Source organism: Ancylomarina subtilis (assembly GCF_004217115.1).
Lineage (GTDB): Bacteria > Bacteroidota > Bacteroidia > Bacteroidales > Marinifilaceae > Ancylomarina > Ancylomarina subtilis.
Genome location: NZ_SHKN01000001.1, coordinates 1,155,312 through 1,171,593, shown reverse-complemented (window position 1 = coordinate 1,171,593; position 16,282 = coordinate 1,155,312). Strand labels below are relative to the sequence as shown.

General features: G+C 38.8%; 13 protein-coding genes. 9 read left to right on the top strand and 4 right to left on the bottom strand.

The window, feature by feature from the left end:
* The 9 genes from amrB (at nt 1) to EV201_RS04760 (ending at nt 12,268) form a co-directional block, all read left to right on the top strand.
* Nucleotides 1-846 carry an AmmeMemoRadiSam system protein B gene (amrB, locus tag EV201_RS04800; RefSeq protein ID WP_165389584.1) on the top strand — a complete coding sequence of 282 codons (846 nt, stop codon included), beginning with the start codon at nt 1-3 and terminating at the stop codon, nt 844-846.
* Between the two features lie 329 nt (nt 847-1,175).
* Nucleotides 1,176-1,955 carry an outer membrane lipoprotein-sorting protein gene (locus EV201_RS04795; RefSeq protein ID WP_207224385.1) on the top strand — a complete coding sequence of 260 codons (780 nt, stop codon included), beginning with the start codon at nt 1,176-1,178 and terminating at the stop codon, nt 1,953-1,955.
* A gap of 34 nt (nt 1,956-1,989) precedes the next feature.
* On the top strand, nt 1,990-3,216 hold the full coding sequence (locus EV201_RS04790) for an ABC transporter permease (protein ID WP_130306248.1): 1,227 nt from the start codon (nt 1,990-1,992) through the stop codon (nt 3,214-3,216).
* Nucleotides 3,217-3,258: 42 nt separating this feature from the next.
* Nucleotides 3,259-4,473 (top strand): ABC transporter permease, encoded by a 1,215-nt coding sequence (locus EV201_RS04785; RefSeq protein ID WP_130306247.1) that lies wholly within the window; start codon nt 3,259-3,261, stop codon nt 4,471-4,473.
* Between the two features lie 30 nt (nt 4,474-4,503).
* A complete protein-coding gene (locus EV201_RS04780) occupies nt 4,504-5,202 on the top strand; it encodes an ABC transporter ATP-binding protein (RefSeq protein ID WP_130306246.1) in 699 nt (232 codons plus the stop codon).
* A 14-nt stretch (nt 5,203-5,216) separates the two neighbouring features.
* Complete coding sequence (locus EV201_RS04775; protein WP_130306245.1) at nt 5,217-6,365, top strand: hypothetical protein; 1,149 nt, start codon at nt 5,217-5,219, stop codon at nt 6,363-6,365.
* Nucleotides 6,366-6,602: 237 nt separating this feature from the next.
* On the top strand, nt 6,603-7,724 hold the full coding sequence (locus EV201_RS04770) for an efflux RND transporter periplasmic adaptor subunit (protein ID WP_130306244.1): 1,122 nt from the start codon (nt 6,603-6,605) through the stop codon (nt 7,722-7,724).
* Nucleotides 7,725-7,770: 46 nt separating this feature from the next.
* Complete coding sequence (locus EV201_RS04765; protein ID WP_130306243.1) at nt 7,771-10,935, top strand: efflux RND transporter permease subunit; 3,165 nt, start codon at nt 7,771-7,773, stop codon at nt 10,933-10,935.
* A gap of 46 nt (nt 10,936-10,981) precedes the next feature.
* Nucleotides 10,982-12,268 carry a TolC family protein gene (locus EV201_RS04760; protein WP_130306242.1) on the top strand — a complete coding sequence of 429 codons (1,287 nt, stop codon included), beginning with the start codon at nt 10,982-10,984 and terminating at the stop codon, nt 12,266-12,268.
* Nucleotides 12,269-12,345: 77 nt separating this feature from the next.
* Here EV201_RS04760 and EV201_RS04755 read toward each other — a convergent pair whose 3' ends face one another.
* The 4 genes from EV201_RS04755 to EV201_RS04740 all read right to left on the bottom strand — a co-directional run bounded on the left by EV201_RS04755 (nt 12,346) and on the right by EV201_RS04740 (nt 16,194).
* Nucleotides 12,346-12,942, bottom strand: coding sequence for a porin family protein (locus tag EV201_RS04755; protein WP_130306241.1), 597 nt, complete (start codon nt 12,940-12,942; stop codon nt 12,346-12,348).
* Nucleotides 12,943-13,121: 179 nt separating this feature from the next.
* Nucleotides 13,122-13,814, bottom strand: a complete 693-nt coding sequence (locus tag EV201_RS04750; RefSeq protein WP_130306240.1) for a hypothetical protein — start codon at nt 13,812-13,814, stop codon at nt 13,122-13,124.
* Between the two features lie 261 nt (nt 13,815-14,075).
* Nucleotides 14,076-15,290: a C1 family peptidase gene (locus EV201_RS04745; RefSeq protein ID WP_130306239.1), complete on the bottom strand. Its 1,215-nt coding sequence runs from the start codon at nt 15,288-15,290 to the stop codon at nt 14,076-14,078.
* Between the two features lie 217 nt (nt 15,291-15,507).
* Nucleotides 15,508-16,194, bottom strand: coding sequence for a cytidylate kinase-like family protein (locus EV201_RS04740; protein ID WP_130306238.1), 687 nt, complete (start codon nt 16,192-16,194; stop codon nt 15,508-15,510).
* Nucleotides 16,195-16,282 lie beyond the last annotated feature (88 nt).

Genomic DNA, 16,282 nt, shown 5'->3' with positions numbered 1-16,282 from the left:
ATGAATACACGGAAAGCATGGGTTGCCGGAAGATTTTATCCTGAGCAGCCCGATCGGTTGATCGATATGGTTAGGCATTTGTTGAAAAAAGAGTCCAAATTAATTGATTACTCTTTGGGTAAGCATCAGATTCTTGGAGGGATTGTGCCTCACGCGGGTTATATGTATTCCGGCTACGAGGCCGTTCATTTATACGAGCTGATTCGTTACTCGGAAATCGATTTTGACACCATTCTGATTCTGCATCCTAATCACACGATTTCGATGGGGGAGGATTTGAGTGTGACGGCCAGTGATGCCTGGGAGACACCGCTTGGTAAGCTGGAGGTCGATCTTGAGTTTGCAAAGCTGTTGAATCTGCCTATGAATCGGCTTGCTCATCAAAATGAACATTCAGCTGAAGTGCAACTCCCTTTTTTACAATTGTTTTTAAGACAAGGTTTCAAGATACTACCCATTTGTATGAATCATCAAACCGTAAATTGTGCGCTTAAGCTGGCTGGTTTGATTGTGAAAACCAATCAGATTCTGAAGCGCAACTTGTTGGTTTTAGCATCTTCCGATTTTTCTCATTATCTGGCTCCTGATTTGGCTTACAGGCAGGATCAGCATGTTGTGAAAGCCATCTGTGAATTCGATACGGAACAGATTTTTAATAAAGTCAAGCGTCATGGGATTTCGGTATGTGGTTTCGGACCGATTATGACCTTGGTGGCCTATTCGCGAATGCTTCATAAGGATGCCATTGCAAAAGTGCTTCGTCGGGGGAATTCGGGTGATAGAAAGGCTTCTGATTCAGTGGTGGATTATTTATCAATTCTATTTTACCGCCCCAAGTTTGCGTGATTTTAAATTGTTGCTTTTGAAATTGCCATGATTTCTGATTCGTTATGGAATTGATACACGTTCCATTGATTATTTGCGTCTTGTCTTCCCTGTTATGCTTGTCTTTTTTATTAAAGACATCTTTTACTTTATGCGATTTTGTTGAGTGATTACATTCTAATCTGAAATGATCAGGATACTTGTGATTTGTTAAATATTTTGAGAAAAATTAGTGATAAAAGTCGTTGGGTTTGAATGAGAGTTTGTAAATTACTGGGAGAATGGATAATGAGGGTGAAAATGAAATCGTCTTATTTGTTCTGATTGTGTTTCTCAAACTATGATCGCGTATGAAAGTCGTTCTTAAATACACTCATACTAAATGGTTTATTCTGCTATTTACCTGTCTGATGATGAATCAGGCTTTGGCTCAGCAGGACAGCCTTAGTGCCAGGGAAATTTTGCGGATTGCAGATGAAAAAATGAGGGGGTTAAGTAGTGAAGGGGAATACAGCATGACCATTGTTCGCCCCACATGGTCGAGAACAGTCATCATGAAATCATGGTCGAAGGGAACTGAATATTCTATGATTTACATTACATCTCCTGCCAGAGAGAAGGGGCAGGTTTTTCTGAAAAGGGAAAAAGACATGTGGAATTGGGTGCCTTCCATTGAGCGCCTGATTAAAATTCCACCTTCGATGATGATGCAATCCTGGATGGGGTCTGATTTTACCAATGACGATTTATTGAAAGAATCTTCTGTGTTAAAGGACTACAATCACGTCCTATCAGGAGAGGAAAACATTCGGGGTTACGATTGCTATAAGTTATCCCTGTACCCCAGGGAGGATGCGGCTGTGGTATGGGGTAAGCTGGTGATGTGGATCAGCAAAGAGGGGTATCACCGTCTGAAAACCGAGTATTATGACGAAGATCAGTATCTGATTAATGAGGAGAATTTGTTTGATATTCGCAGAATGGACGATAGGGAAATTCCAACCCGAATGGAAATGGTACCAATGGATAAAAAGGGGAATAAAACCATCTTTCGGTTTCTGAATGTGAAATTTGATATCGATATAAAGGAAAGTTTTTTTAGTCAACAGAACATGAAACGGGTTCGGTAATCGCAAGCTTTTAATAATACACAAACAAGTGGGAATGATTTATATCAAAATGGCATGGCGTAACTTGTGGCGCAATAAAAGGAGGACTCTGATTACGATTACCTCCATTCTGTTTGCCATGTTTTTTGCTTTGGTGATGCGATCGATGCAGAAGGGGTCCTATGCCAATATGGTGGATAATGTGGTTGGCACATATAGCGGTTATATTCAGATTCATGCTGCCGATTATTGGGATAAAAAGACCATTGAGGAAAGTTTGGATGCCAATCAATTTCCAGAGGAAGAGATTGGCAAGCTTGCGGATGTGAAGGGATTGGTTCCGCGTTTGGAATCTTTTGCTTTAGCTTCTTCTGAGAATGTGACCAAAGGCATCCTTTTGACAGGTATTATTCCTGAAAAGGAAGATGTGTTTACGGGGCTTTCCGATAAAATTGTTGATGGGAATTATCTGGAATCCGGTGACGGTAAAGTGATGTTGGCAGAGAAATTGGCTGGCTATCTGAAATTGAGATTGGGAGATACCCTTGTGCTTATTAGCACGGGTTATCATGGTGTCAGTGCGGCGGGTAAATATGCTGTAAAGGGCATTTTGCATTTTCCATCTCCGGAATTGAACAAGCAGTTGGTGTTTATGAATCTGAATGATTGTCAGGCATTTTTTGGAACGGCCAATCGTTTAACATCCTATGTGGTGCTTTTGGATAAACACAGCCCTAAAATAATTGCTCAAACCCAAGATGCTTTAAAAGCAAAACTGAGCGAATCATATGAAGTGATGAGTTGGCAGGAGATGATGCCCGATTTGGTTCAGTTAATCGAATCGGATAATGCAAGCGGGAAAATCATGTTGGGCATTCTTTATATGATTATTGCCTTTGGAATTATGGGAACCATCATGATGATGACCATTGAACGGATGCGTGAGTTTGGTGTGATGGTTGCTTTGGGTATGCAAAAGTTCAAGTTGGGATGGGTGGTTTGGCTGGAAACACTTTTGATGGGCTTTATGGGGATTGTTCTGGGATCGGTATTGAGCATGCCTGTTATTTATCACTATTATTTAAATCCCATTCGTTTGACGGGAGACGCGGCTGCCAGTATCGAAACTTTTGGGGTGGAGCCAATTATGCCTTTTGCATGGGAGAGTTCATTTTATTTCAATCAGGCCCTGGTGGTGTTGGTCATTACCCTGATAACCGCATTGTATCCATTTTTTAAGGTCATCAAACTGGAACCTGTTACTGCATTAAAACAAAAATGATTTGGAGTATTTCAGATCAAAAAACTTAATTGATATAAGAATATGCTTTTAATTATAGCCTGGCGAAACATATGGCGAAATAAATTGCGAAGCTTTGTCGTAATTGTTTCGGTATGCCTTGGTTTAGTTGGTGGTATTTTTTCATTGGCCATGATGTATGGTATGATCAACCAAAGGGTACAGAATATAATTGAAAACGAGATTTCACATATACAGGTGCATCATCCCAAATTTACCGAAAATTACGAGATGCAATATGTTGTGCCGGATGCATCTGAATTAAAGAAAACTCTGATGTCTGCTCCTGAGGTGGAGGCGGTATGTTCACGCTTGCGAATTCCTGGAATGATCAGTTCTGCACAGTTGGGGACTGGTGTGATGATCCTTGGTGTTCAGGCTGATGAAGAACAGAAACTTACCCGGATTCATGAACGACTTGTGGCGGGAACTTATCTGGAGGGAAAGCGTAATCCCATTATTGTTGGAGAAAAATTGGCTCAGAAGCTGAAAGTGCGGCTACGGTCGAAAATCGTTCTCACTTTTCAACCACGAGAAGGCGAGTTGGCTCGAGGGGCTTTTCGAATTGTGGGCATCTTTAAGACGAACAATTCCGTATTCGATCAGGGGCAGGTTTTTGTCAAGCGATCCGATTTGGTTCGAATATCGGGCTATCAGGATGATCATGTGAACGAATTGGCTTTATGGCTGAAAAATATGGATACAGCTCCCCGGCTGAGTCAGGAATTTCAGAGAAAATATCCGGGACTCCAGTTTCTCACGTGGCGAAAGATACAGCCAGATCTGGCCATGGTAACCGATTTTATGGCAGAATATTTCATCATTTTCATGAGTATTATCCTAATCGCGCTTGGTTTTGCAATCGTAAACACCATGTTGATGGTGGTCATGGAGAGAATACGGGAATTGGGTATGTTAATGGCCATAGGTATGAATCGGGGCAGAGTGTTTCGGATGATTATTCTCGAAAGTGTTTTTCTTTGTTTGGTGGGGGGAATTGTTGGTGTGAGCATCAGTTATGGACTGATTACATATTTTGGTAGGGCAGGTATCGATTTGGGGCTGTTTTCCGAAGGGTTCGAATCGGTGGGCTATGCTTCACAGGTATATCCCGAATTAGAATCTAAATTTTATTTTCTCATTGGTTTTATGGTTGTTGGTATGGGTATTGGAGCCGCTGTATACCCGGCATGGAAAGTCTTGCGTTACCAACCTGCAAAAGCGTTGAGAATGGAGTAAAAACGAATTGTAATCATTAATTGAATTGAAATGGCAGTTATTGAAGTGAAAGATATTCGAAAAGTGTATACTGAAACCAAGGTGCCTGTTTATGCCGTAAATGGCATTGCTCTGAGTTTTGAAAAAGGGGAGTTTGCAGCCATTGTTGGACCATCCGGATCGGGAAAAACCACCCTTCTTAATATGCTGGGTGGTATTGATGTGCCTTCTCAAGGGGAGGTAATTATCGATCATAAGAATATCGCAAAACTGTCTTCCCGTCAACTCATCGATTTTCGATTAAAGAATATTGGATTTGTGTTTCAGTCCTATAATCTGATTCCGGTTTTGACCGCAATTGAAAATGTGGAATTCATTCTTCAATTGCAAGGGCAAGCAAAGCAGGAACGCCGTGAACGGGCGCAACAGCTTTTGAATGATGTCGGTTTAGGTGATCGTATGAATGATCGTCCGGCTCAGCTTTCGGGAGGACAGCAGCAGCGGGTTGCAGTAGCCAGAGCATTGGCTTCGCGTCCTCAGTTTGTTTTAGCGGATGAGCCAACGGCTAATCTGGACTCAAAATCCACGGAGAACCTGCTTAATATTATGGAGAAACTGAATCGGGATGAAGGGATAACGTTTATTTTCTCGACTCATGACTCCCGGGTGGTAAGGAAAGCTCGAAGGGTGATTACCATTGAGGATGGCTGTGTGGTAAGTGATAAACGGATGGCTTCGAATAACAGATAAAACCAGACTTTCTTATGATGCGTAAATATCTGATTTTGGTTGTTCTGCTTTTCTTTTTTAGTTCTTTATTGGGACAGGAAAAGGACTGGGCAGTTAATGGCTACCTAAAGGATATGCAATTGTTTTATTTTGCCGAACCCACGCATAGCTGGACCAATCAGAACTTGATTCACAATCGATTAAACTTTAAGTGGTATCCCTCAGACTCTTTCGTTTTTGTGGCCGAAATGAGGAATCGGTTTTTTACCGGTAAATTGGTTGGTGATTTTCCAAACTATGGACAGTTTATTGATCAGGACAATGGTTTCTGGGATCTTTCTACTCTTGTGGTCGACGGAAAAGGCGCTGTGCTTCATGCCATGATTGATCGCATTTATCTGGATTATTTAAGTGGGAAATGGCAATTTCGTTTCGGACGTCAGCGAATCAACTGGGGGATGAACCTGGTTTGGAATCCCAATGATGTTTTTAACACCTACGCATTTTTGAATTTTGATTATGAGGAACGCCCCGGAACCGATGCGCTGAAGGTACAATATTACACTAGCGAGACTTCTTCACTGGAATTGGTCTGGCAATTGGGGAAGCATGCAAATGAAATGGCAGTGGCTTCCCGTTTTCATTTCAATCAATGGGAATACGATTTTCAGATTCTGGGCGGTTGGGTTGAAGATGATATGGTCTTGGGGACGGGATGGTCTGGCGATATTTACGGGGGTGGTTTTCGTGGCGAGATGACCTGGTTGATTCCCCGTAACAATAGAACTAAGGAGGCTGTGATTGCTTCTATATCGGGGGATTACACTTTTCTCAATAGCCTGATGCTGCATGGGGGATTTTTATACAACAGTGCGGGGACTAAGAATCCAATTTATCAAATGGGCCTGTTTGAAAGAGAGGAAACCTCTCCCAGGGGATTGAGTCGGGGTAAATATGCGTGTTTTAGTCAAATCTCTTATCCGGTAACGCCACTTTTAACAACCTCTCTGTCTGCCATTGTCAATCCTTCGGATGGCTCCTTTGTTTTGAATCCCAGCTTGGCTTATTCTTTCATGACCAATTGGGATCTATTGCTTGTGGGACAGCATTTCTTTGGCGATGAATTTACGGAATATGGAGATATTGGTCAGGCTGTCTTTTTGCGTTTGAAATGGAGCTTCTGACAATATAATTTCCTTATTTTGCTAGGGTTTGATTATGTTTTAATTGGAATGTGAGTGTCCGATTAATTCGATGAGCTGTTAAGCTTATATTTAAAGGCTTACAGAACTTAATACTTGTTTTGTGTTAAGATCAGTTATTGTATTTTTAACAAGTTATTAAGATATCTGAATATAATATGTTTTAAAATTAAATTACTTTAGTGCGTGATAATTCAAATTATTAAATCCTATTTATAGATGAATCGGAAACTTGTTATTGTTGCCTCGGTTGTGTTAATAGTGGCCCTGAGCTTTATTGGAATGAATGGTTTAAAAAGCCTGAAAAAACAACCTAAAAAAGATGTAAATCGAAAAAAAGTTCCCTTTGTGAAAGTGGAGCAGGTGGTCTATAAGTCTATAAGCACCCCCATTGTTGAGAAAGGACGTTTGTTATCGAACTTGGAAGTGAATCTGAGTTCTGAGGTGTCCGGACGTATTGTAGAGGTTGGCGTTCCTTTGAAAGTGGGACAACGATTTAAGAAAGGCGATTTATTGCTTCATATCTATGATCAGGATGCACGCATGGATCTTCAAGCACAAAAGAGTAAGTTTTTAAATAAACTGGCACAAAGTCTGCCCGATATTCGCATCGATTATACGGATCGATTTGATGCCTGGATGGACTTTTTTAATGCAATTAAATTGGATGAAAATTTGCCCGCTTTACCAGAGATCAATTCAGGTAAGGAAAAGGTGTTTTTGGCTAGCCGAAATATTTTGGGCGACTATTATGCCATTAAATCCAGTGAACTGAAATTGTCAAAATATCGTATTTATGCGCCGTTCAATGGCTCTTATGTGCAGGTGAATACACAGGTAGGCGCTGTGGCTGGTATGGGTTCTAAACTTGCTAGTATTATTGAGTCTAAACGCCTGGAGTTGCAGGTTCCTGTCGATTCAGAAGATATCAAATGGCTGCATATTGGTGATCAGGTTGACATTTTATCTTCAGAGGGTGATCAAGTTGCCTCGGGTAAACTATTGAGAAAATCGGAATTTGTTGATGAAGGAACGCAGTCTATAGCCGTTTTTGTAGGACTAAACAGGAACAGTTCCCAGCTTTATCAAGGTCAGTACCTTACCGCAAAATTTCAGGGGAAACAGATTAAAAATGCGATGGAGATTCCTCGTAATGCTGTGTTTCGTTCCAATAGGGTTTTTGTTGTTGAAAAGGGTTTGCTAAAAGAGAAACAAATAAGCGTGATTAAAAGAAATGAGAATTCATTAATCTTTAACGGATTAGCTGAAGGTGATATTCTGGTGACGTCTGTTCCGGTAAAAGCTGCTGAAAATATGAAAGTACAGTTCTTAAAGAATTGATGAAAAGGATTTTCTTTCATTTACTCATTCACTCAATCACGATTACATGAAAAATATTATATCCCATTTTGTTAGGTATCCCTTCTATGGGAAACTGATAGTTTCATTCTTTGTTTTAGCAGGAGTTGTTTCCCTGTTGAACATGAAGAAATCATTTTTCCCTGAAACGGAATCTAAGACGATCACAGTATCTATGGTTTATCCCGGAGCTTCTCCTAAGGAGGTTGAAGAGGGGATTACATCCCGAATAGAGGATGCTATCCGTGGTATTGTGGGTATTAAAGAGATGAATTCGGTTTCATCCGAAGGATTTGCCCGTGTTACCATTACCACAACGGGCGATTACAAATTAGACGAGACCCTTGCTGATGTTAAGAACGCTGTTGATGGAATTCCTTCTTTTCCAACAGGAGCGGAAAAAGCAGTGGTTGCGAAAATTCGTTCAACCACGCCTGCGGTTAGAATGGCCGTTACCGGCGATGTCGATTTGCTGACACTTAAGCGTTATTCTGATGATATTTATGATGATTTGATGCGTTCTAAAAAGATGTCGCAGATACAAATTTCGGGACTGCCACGTTTGGAACTTTCTGTTGAGGTAAAGGAAGATGACCTGCGTCGTCATCAGTTAACTTTTTCTGAAATATCAAAAGCCATTGCCAGTAATAATATTGATATTTCCGGTGGTGTTATTAAAAATGCCAAGGAAGAAATTCTAATTCGATCGCGTAATCGTTCGGTGGATCCGGATCAGATAGGGGAGATCATTTTGCGAGCTAATCCTGATGGATCATATATCCGATTAAGAGATGTTTGTAATATCCATTTTCAGTTTGAAGATGTGCCGTATTCGTCATATATAAATTACAATCCAGCCGTTTCAATTCGGGTAAATAAATTAAATAATGAGGACTTGGAGGAAATCTCGACGTTCTGTAATCAATACTCAAAAGAATTTAACGAGGCCCATACGGATGCCAAGTTGGAAGTTACTTTCGACTATGTAAATATGTTACAATCTCGCTTGAATTTATTGTTTAAGAATGGGGGCTATGGATTACTTCTGGTGGTTATTTCTTTAGCCTTGTTTTTATCTTTTCGTTTATCTCTATGGGTCGCATGGGGAATTCCAGCTTCCTTTTTAGGCATGTTTATTTGTGCCAACCTTGCGGGGGTGACCGTTAATATGATCTCTCTTTTTGGTATGATTCTGATCATTGGTATTCTGGTAGATGATGGAATTGTGATTGGAGAGAATATCTATACGCATTTTGAAAGCGGTAAGAGCCCCAGACGCGCTGCTATTGATGGAACGATGGAGGTTGTGCCAGCTGTTTTAACCTCAGTAACAACCACAATGGTTGCATTTTTACCTCTTCTGCTTGTGACCGGGAATATGAAATTTCTTTACGAAATGGCTTTTGTCGTTGTGGCTTGTTTGGGGATTTCTCTTTTCGAGAGTTTGTTTGTTTTGCCAAGTCATGTTGGAAATGAAAAGGTTTTAAATGTAAGGAAGCGACATACGTTTTTCAATCGCTTTCGGGCTAAAATTGATAAGGGTATCATTTTTATGCGCGATCATCTCTACGTTTCTTTTCTCAAAAGAGCGATTAAATGGCGCTGGATCTTAATCTTTGTTCCAATCTGTTTAATATTTATAACAGTAGGTTTATTTGGCGGTGGTTTTATTAAAAGTACATTCTTTCCCAATGTAACCTTTGACACCTTCAACATCAATGTCGCCTATAAACCAGGAACCAATAAGGATATTACGATTAGGGAATTAAAGGGTTTTGAAACCGCAGTTTGGACTGTCAACAAGGAGTTGAAGGAAAAATACAATGAAAAGGATGATTTTATTAAATATACAAATCTGACAGCCGGTTCTGCATTTAACGGACAAGAGTCAGGTCCGCATGCAGGGAATATTACGGTTACCCTCCGTGATATGGAGGGATCTCCTATTTCAAGTTTCGATATTTCGAATCGTGTTAAGAAAAAGATTGGTGATGTCAATCAAGCTGAAAAATTTACCATTGGTTCATTTAATCGTTGGGGAGCTGCCGTTTCAGTCAGTCTTTTGGGGAATGACCTGGCTGAATTGAATGCTGCAAATCTCTTTTTTCAGGATGAGCTTCGAAAAATGACATCCCTTTACAATATCAATGATAACAATCCTTTGGGAAGTCGTGAGGTCAGACTGAAATTGAAGGATAAGGCTTATTATTTGGGAATGGATTTGGCCGGGATTACCGCTCAGGTTCGTCAGGGATTTTTTGGAGGGCAATCACAGCGACTCCAGGAAGGAAAAGATGAGATTAAAGTGTGGGTGCGTTACCCCAAAAGCGATCGGGTTTTTATAGGTCAGATGGAGAACATGCGAATCAGAACACCGAAAGGGGAGTATCCCTTGTCGGAACTGGTGGATTATGATATATTAAGAGGCCCGGTAAGTATCCAGCGTTATAATGGGGCCAGAGAAATTCGTGTTGAAGCTGACTTGTTGGATCCGAATGAACCTGTACCGCCAATACTTGAGGAAGTTACAAACAATATTATTCCGGTACTTAAGGAAAAGTTTCCAAGTGTACGCCCCGAGTTTCAGGGACAACAAAAGCGTTCGGCTGAAGATATTGCTGAAATGAAAATCTATTTTTCCATTGCTTTTATTGCGATCATGTTTATTGTGATGATTCACTTTCGAAGTTTCACTCAAGGTATGATTGTGATCTTTATGGTTCCTTTAGGCATTATCGGATCGACATGGGGGCATGGTATAGAGGGGGTTCAAGTATCCATGCTTAGTGTTTGGGGGATGGTCGCTCTTTCCGGGGTGATTATTAACGATGCCGTCGTTTTTCTCTCCAAATACAATTCGAATTTGAGGGAAGGTATGCAGCCCGAAGCCGCAGTTTTTGCAGCGGGTAAAGCGCGTTTTCGAGCCATTGTTTTAACAACTGTTACGACATCTGTTGGTCTCTACCCACTTATACTTGAGAATTCATTTCAGGCTCAATTCCTTATTCCAATGGCAATTGCTTTAGCTTATGGCGTGTTGGTCGGAACCTTCTTTATCTTAACTCTTTTCCCTGTTATTATTCTTGTTTTGAATGATATTAGGTGCCTGGTACGAAGGATTTGGACTGGAGAACAAGTTAAGCCTGTTGATGTGGAACCCGCTATAAAGGAAGCAAAGGTAACTCTTGATTAAAGGATAAAGGTTTTAGTACATTTTTGACTTTTAGAATATTGAAACAATGAATAAATATAAATTACTGGTACTCATATTATTTTGCGCAGTTTCACTTTCTGCACAGAAAAAGCTAAGCCTTGAACAGGCGATAGAAATTGGTCTTGAGAAAAACTACAGTCTGCAAGTGGTTCGTCAATCAGAGAAGATTGCTGATTTGAATAACACATGGGGGAATGCCGGACAGTATCCCAAGTTGGAATTCAATTTTCGGTCGAATAATACAAAGGACTATAACGAAACTGATGATTTCAGACAGAATATCTTAAGCCCTTCCGTGGATTTGAGCTGGACCCTATTTGATGGGTTTTCAGTAAGAATTCGAAAAGATAAGTTTAATGATTTGGCTGCGCTTTCAAAGGGGAATACCATTGTTGCAGTTGAGAGTCAAATCGAATTAATTATTTTGGCTTATTATAAAACGCTGATGGAACAGCAACGTTTGGACGTGAATCGGAGCATTAAAGCGCTTTCTGAAGACAGATATGAAAACGAGAAGATAGCTAGTGAATTGGGAACAAAGGGGAGTTATGAATTGCTTTTAGCTAAAAATGCGTTTCTGGAAGATAAAGCCAAATATCTGACTCAGCAGGTGATTTATAACAACTCTGTTCGAGATTTGAATTTTCTTTTGGGTGTTGAGGAAAGTACGCAATACATTTTTACCGATGATTTTATGACTAGCCTTGCTGATTTTCGTTTGGCAGACCTGCTTGATAAAATGCTGGCTAATAACAATAATTTGAAGAATCGCTACATGCAAGAGGCCGTTCAAAAGCGTGATATCGAACTGGCACGGTCAAATTTTTATCCTCGTATTTCTTTGGCGACGGGTGTTCAGGGCAATAAGTTTCTAAAAAAGCCAGATGTAGCACCTAAAATTGATACCAAATCACATAATTTATATGCGAATTTAAGCTTAAACTATTTGATTTTTAATGGGAATTCAAACCGAAGAGCCTTGCAGATTGCTAAGATTGAGGAAGAAATCTCAAAAATTGAGACGGCTGATCTCAAACATAGTTTGACTAATATTTTGGCTCAGAATTACGAGTTGTATGAATTGCGCAAGGATTTGCTTGAACTGGCTGAAGAAAATAAATTGGCTACTGAAATGAATCTGCAAATTTCTAAAGAAAAGTACGAAGCGGGAAGTATCAATTCATTCAACTATCGTGATGTTCAAATCTCTTATCAGAATGCTTCTTTAGCCAGATTGACGGCGATTTTTAATTTGATTCAATCCAAAACCAGCCTGATTAGAATGACAGGTGGGATTTTGAGTGAGTTCTAAATGGCAGACACAAAGTGATAGATAAAAAAAACCGTCATGTGAATGACGGTTTTTTTGTGTTTTATAGAGTAATTGGCCTAGAAGAAACGGAATCCTAGAGTTACATTTACCATTTTGTTTTTCTTTAGGAATTCAGAAGAAACATCGGTTAAACCAAATTCGTAATCAACATCAAGAGTTAATTTCCAAACATCAACACCAGCACCAAGTTTAGCATTCCAAACAGCATCTTTAAAATTGCCATCTTCAACATCACCAAAAGTGGATTTAATCTTGTCATCAATTTTAAATGACGCTACAGGTCCAGCGAAAGCTCTAAGTTTAAACAATGGCAGTTTTACGATTTTATAACCTAATAAAACAGGTATGTCAAGACTCTTGGTTTCAACATCCATTGTAAAGTCAGCCCCCATGAAAGATTGTTCGAGAGATGATTTGCGTTTTACGTAATTTAATTCTGGTTGCAAATACCATTTGTTTAAATTGATTCTTGCAAAAGCACCAAGCATCATACCATTTTTAGAATTTTCTTTGATACTTGCACCGTTCATATTTGCATCAAGTTTAGTACTAACAAGACCACCATGTACACCAAGACTGATAGGTGAAGACAGTTGAGCAAATAAGGCTGATGAGAATAAGCAGATAGCTGCTACTAGTAATAACTTTTTCATAGTGTAAAATTATGTATTAATATTCCAATGAGTTCTTTACTTATAATTTGATCTCTAAAATAGTAAACTTTACAGAGAAACGAATTTATATTAAATTTTTATATTTTGTAAATGGTCGATGTAAAATATAGCTTCAACTTTTAAAAATATATTGTATGCTGCAATGATTTGGTAATGAGTTATATCAGGATAATTGTCTTTTTATCCTTAATACTGACAATTTTTTCTCCACCCGTGTTCTGGTCTTCAGTATCCAATTGGTGGAACTTTTCTCTTTCCAGATAAAGAGTTGCTTCTCCAGAGTTTAGTTCTTTAAGAAATAGGGCATCTATTTTTATTTCGTTTATACCTTCTTCATAAATTCTGCTAATAACTGTGCTTTTGTTTGCTTGATTTATGGTAACTGTTATGGTTTCGTTTTTTCCCAGTGGACTTCCTTCCCAAATTATTTTAGTTTCACCATTGAGTTTAAAGCTATCGAGGTTTGTGGGAATGCTTATGGGCACCATATCATCTATGTAAATGTCGTTGTTGAAGCTTTTGTTCTTATCCTTTTGATAGGTGAATTTAATATCAGTCCTTTTATTCGATTTCCAGATATAATCGTGAAATAGAGATGAATATTCATTGGGTTTTTCGTTATTGAATTTTATGTACGAATCACCAGTCAGTTTGATTCGTGATCCTCCAGTGTTCCTAACCCAAAAATTTGCAGTGGCTATGCTTTGATTGTCATATGTGTGGTATTCTACTTTGTAGCGCTGAAATACGGGAGTATTTTCGATGAGGTCAGTTGAGTCAACCTTATTGCAGCTTACTGCGAAAAAAGCGATGAGCACTGTTACTGTCAGATTTATAATCTTCTTTACCATAATTGTGTTTTTTAATTAATAAGATGTGTTCTTAATCTTTCTTTTCATTTAGAGAGGTCTCATTTTTGCAGACTCACATGATCAGTTTGAATCTGTATCTGACATCCTTTCTTAAAAAGACAATTGTATTTTGGGAACACGTATTCGATTGGTAAGAATATATTCTTCACGCAGGCAATCACGGAATAAGTCTGGTTTGTACAATAAAAAAGCCTGACTAGTACAGTCAGGCTTTGTGTATTTTTGAATAGGATTTGCTTATTACAAACCTAATTTCTTTTTGATATTAGCAGGAACAGCATCCTTGTGAATCATGAAAGACATGGTCTTGTATTTCACAAATGGGAATGATGCATAAAAATAACCTTTGTAAGGATTATTATCTGTATTCCAAGAGTTCTTTACGATAAAGTACTTGTTGTCTTTTTGATCCTTAGCAATACCTACAATGTGCATGCCGTGATCATCAGTTGTTGTGTAGTTATCGAAAGCAATTTGACGCATTTCCTGAGTAATTTCTTTTTCTTTTCCAGGACCTTCAAAGGAGTAAAGTTGTGCTTGCTTCTTTTTGTCTGACATATCTTGCCATTTTGAAATTTCAGAATCGCTCATGTTCTTGGTGTCAGCTTCAGGAACAATAGCAACACCTTTACGGTATGCAAAACCTTTTTCGCTTACGTCAGAAGCCCAGCCAATGGTGTAACCATTCATAATTGCGCTTTCCATTACTTCCATCATTTCATCAATAGGAAGGTTGTAAACTTCATCCCATAACCAGTTGTCACCAACCTCGATAATGAATTTTTCGTAGAATGGGTGATGTGTGTAAGATGTGATTTCGATATAGTCATCCGGATTCAATCCTACAAAATCCTTAGCAAATGATTTAGGCGTATATTCTTTACCTTCGTATTTAAAAGTTTCAGGCAATTTTCCTAAATAAGCATCCAAAACACCATCGAAACCGATGTGCCAGTTTGGTGTTAATTTTCTGTTTTTGTTTGCAATAACTGCATCTACATAGTTGCTTAGGATGATGTCCATTTCACCATGAGTATGACCTTTTTCACCATAGTTTAATCCACTGTATACAGATTCAGGTACAATACCATAATTTTTCATCACATAAGTTACGTCGTGGAAAGCACCACCGCCACCAAAGTTGAATTTACCGCTCAAACGAACGTCTTTAATTGCTTTATCTGAGTAGCAGTTGTAAACCACAAACATTTCAGATAAATCTACTTCTGGTTTGCCCATACGCAACATTTCTGACTCCATAAATGAAAGTCCCGAAAAAGCCCAACATGTACCTGAACGGTGCTGATCTTTCACAGATGTTGCTGGCATACGCTTTACATCAGTAAAGATATAACCTTCTTTTTTGTCCTTTTTTTTGTCTTTTTTCACCCCAGCTGATGAAGAAAATGCTGTTCCTCCAATTAGAAGAGCTGCTGCAAGAATTTTAAAATTCATAGTGTTGATATTTTAAGTAATAAAGTTTCTCAATCTGAAAAAAAGAATTGAAGCCTTGATATAGCTCAGATTCGATAGCGCAAAAATAAGAAAAACTTAAACCTAGCCAATTGATACAGGGGCTTTGCTTAAGTTTTTAGATATTATTAAGATTTATCTCGACGAAATGCTGAAATCTCACCGAAATGAGAATTTAGTTTTCAAGAATGATGGTCTGTTAGATTATTTTTTTTGCCTTTAATATTTCAATTGTCGTATTGACAATTATCTCATCTGAAAGTTTCATTGAATTAAAAACAAGGTCGAAATGACTTAATTCAAGAGGTTTTTTATTGAAAAAGTTACGAAAGATTTCACGTTTATTATCGATTGATTGAGCGTAGGTCATCATTTCGTTAAGAGAACCTGTATGCTTCTTTTGTAATTGCTCGGCGCGCCATTTAAGTGGTGCATGTAATTTTAAATGTAAGGATCTTTCAATATCCTGCGTCAGAATAACCCCACCACGCCCAATAATGATACAATTTCCTCGTCTGGCCATGGCTTGCACCACATCAGCGATCGTTTTTTTTATCTGCTTATCACTTTTGTAGTATTTGCTTGACATGGCTGAAAATACTTCATCCCAGGTCGATTTTTCTTTCGATTCGAATACATATTCTATCTTTTTAGGATGCAAGCCAAGTTGTTCTGCCGCTTCCAAAAGAATTTCTTTGGTCAGAACGGTCCATTTTTTGCCTGTAATCGTATTGAGTTTTTCAACAAGTAGATTCGCAACATTGATCGCATAGCAACCACATTCTCTTGAAATTGTTATCACAGGACCTGGATATTTAAATTCTGAAGGGTCAGACTCTTTAAGCTGGTAGCGCTTTTTCATGTATTGATATAGAACATCTTTCATAGCGGCAATTTTTAGTGGGTCTTAGCTGAACATCCTTAATTTTTCATATCGTATATTGTTTATGGCTACTGGTGGATGAGCTTTCATC

What these genes read in the sequence shown, in the direction of transcription:
- EV201_RS04795 (WP_207224385.1), top strand. Translation starts at nt 1,176, where the DNA reads ATGAAAGTCGTTCTTAAATACACTCATACTAAATGGTTTATTCTGCTA.
- EV201_RS04760 (WP_130306242.1), top strand. Translation starts at nt 10,982, where the DNA reads ATGAATAAATATAAATTACTGGTACTCATATTATTTTGCGCAGTTTCA.
- EV201_RS04770 (WP_130306244.1), top strand. Translation starts at nt 6,603, where the DNA reads ATGAATCGGAAACTTGTTATTGTTGCCTCGGTTGTGTTAATAGTGGCC.
- amrB (WP_165389584.1), top strand. Translation starts at nt 1, where the DNA reads ATGAATACACGGAAAGCATGGGTTGCCGGAAGATTTTATCCTGAGCAG.
- EV201_RS04775 (WP_130306245.1), top strand. Translation starts at nt 5,217, where the DNA reads ATGATGCGTAAATATCTGATTTTGGTTGTTCTGCTTTTCTTTTTTAGT.
- EV201_RS04765 (WP_130306243.1), top strand. Translation starts at nt 7,771, where the DNA reads ATGAAAAATATTATATCCCATTTTGTTAGGTATCCCTTCTATGGGAAA.
- EV201_RS04750 (WP_130306240.1), bottom strand. Translation starts at nt 13,814, where the DNA reads ATGGTAAAGAAGATTATAAATCTGACAGTAACAGTGCTCATCGCTTTT.
- EV201_RS04740 (WP_130306238.1), bottom strand. Translation starts at nt 16,194, where the DNA reads ATGAAAGATGTTCTATATCAATACATGAAAAAGCGCTACCAGCTTAAA.
- EV201_RS04790 (WP_130306248.1), top strand. Translation starts at nt 1,990, where the DNA reads ATGATTTATATCAAAATGGCATGGCGTAACTTGTGGCGCAATAAAAGG.
- EV201_RS04755 (WP_130306241.1), bottom strand. Translation starts at nt 12,942, where the DNA reads ATGAAAAAGTTATTACTAGTAGCAGCTATCTGCTTATTCTCATCAGCC.
- EV201_RS04780 (WP_130306246.1), top strand. Translation starts at nt 4,504, where the DNA reads ATGGCAGTTATTGAAGTGAAAGATATTCGAAAAGTGTATACTGAAACC.
- EV201_RS04785 (WP_130306247.1), top strand. Translation starts at nt 3,259, where the DNA reads ATGCTTTTAATTATAGCCTGGCGAAACATATGGCGAAATAAATTGCGA.
- EV201_RS04745 (WP_130306239.1), bottom strand. Translation starts at nt 15,290, where the DNA reads ATGAATTTTAAAATTCTTGCAGCAGCTCTTCTAATTGGAGGAACAGCA.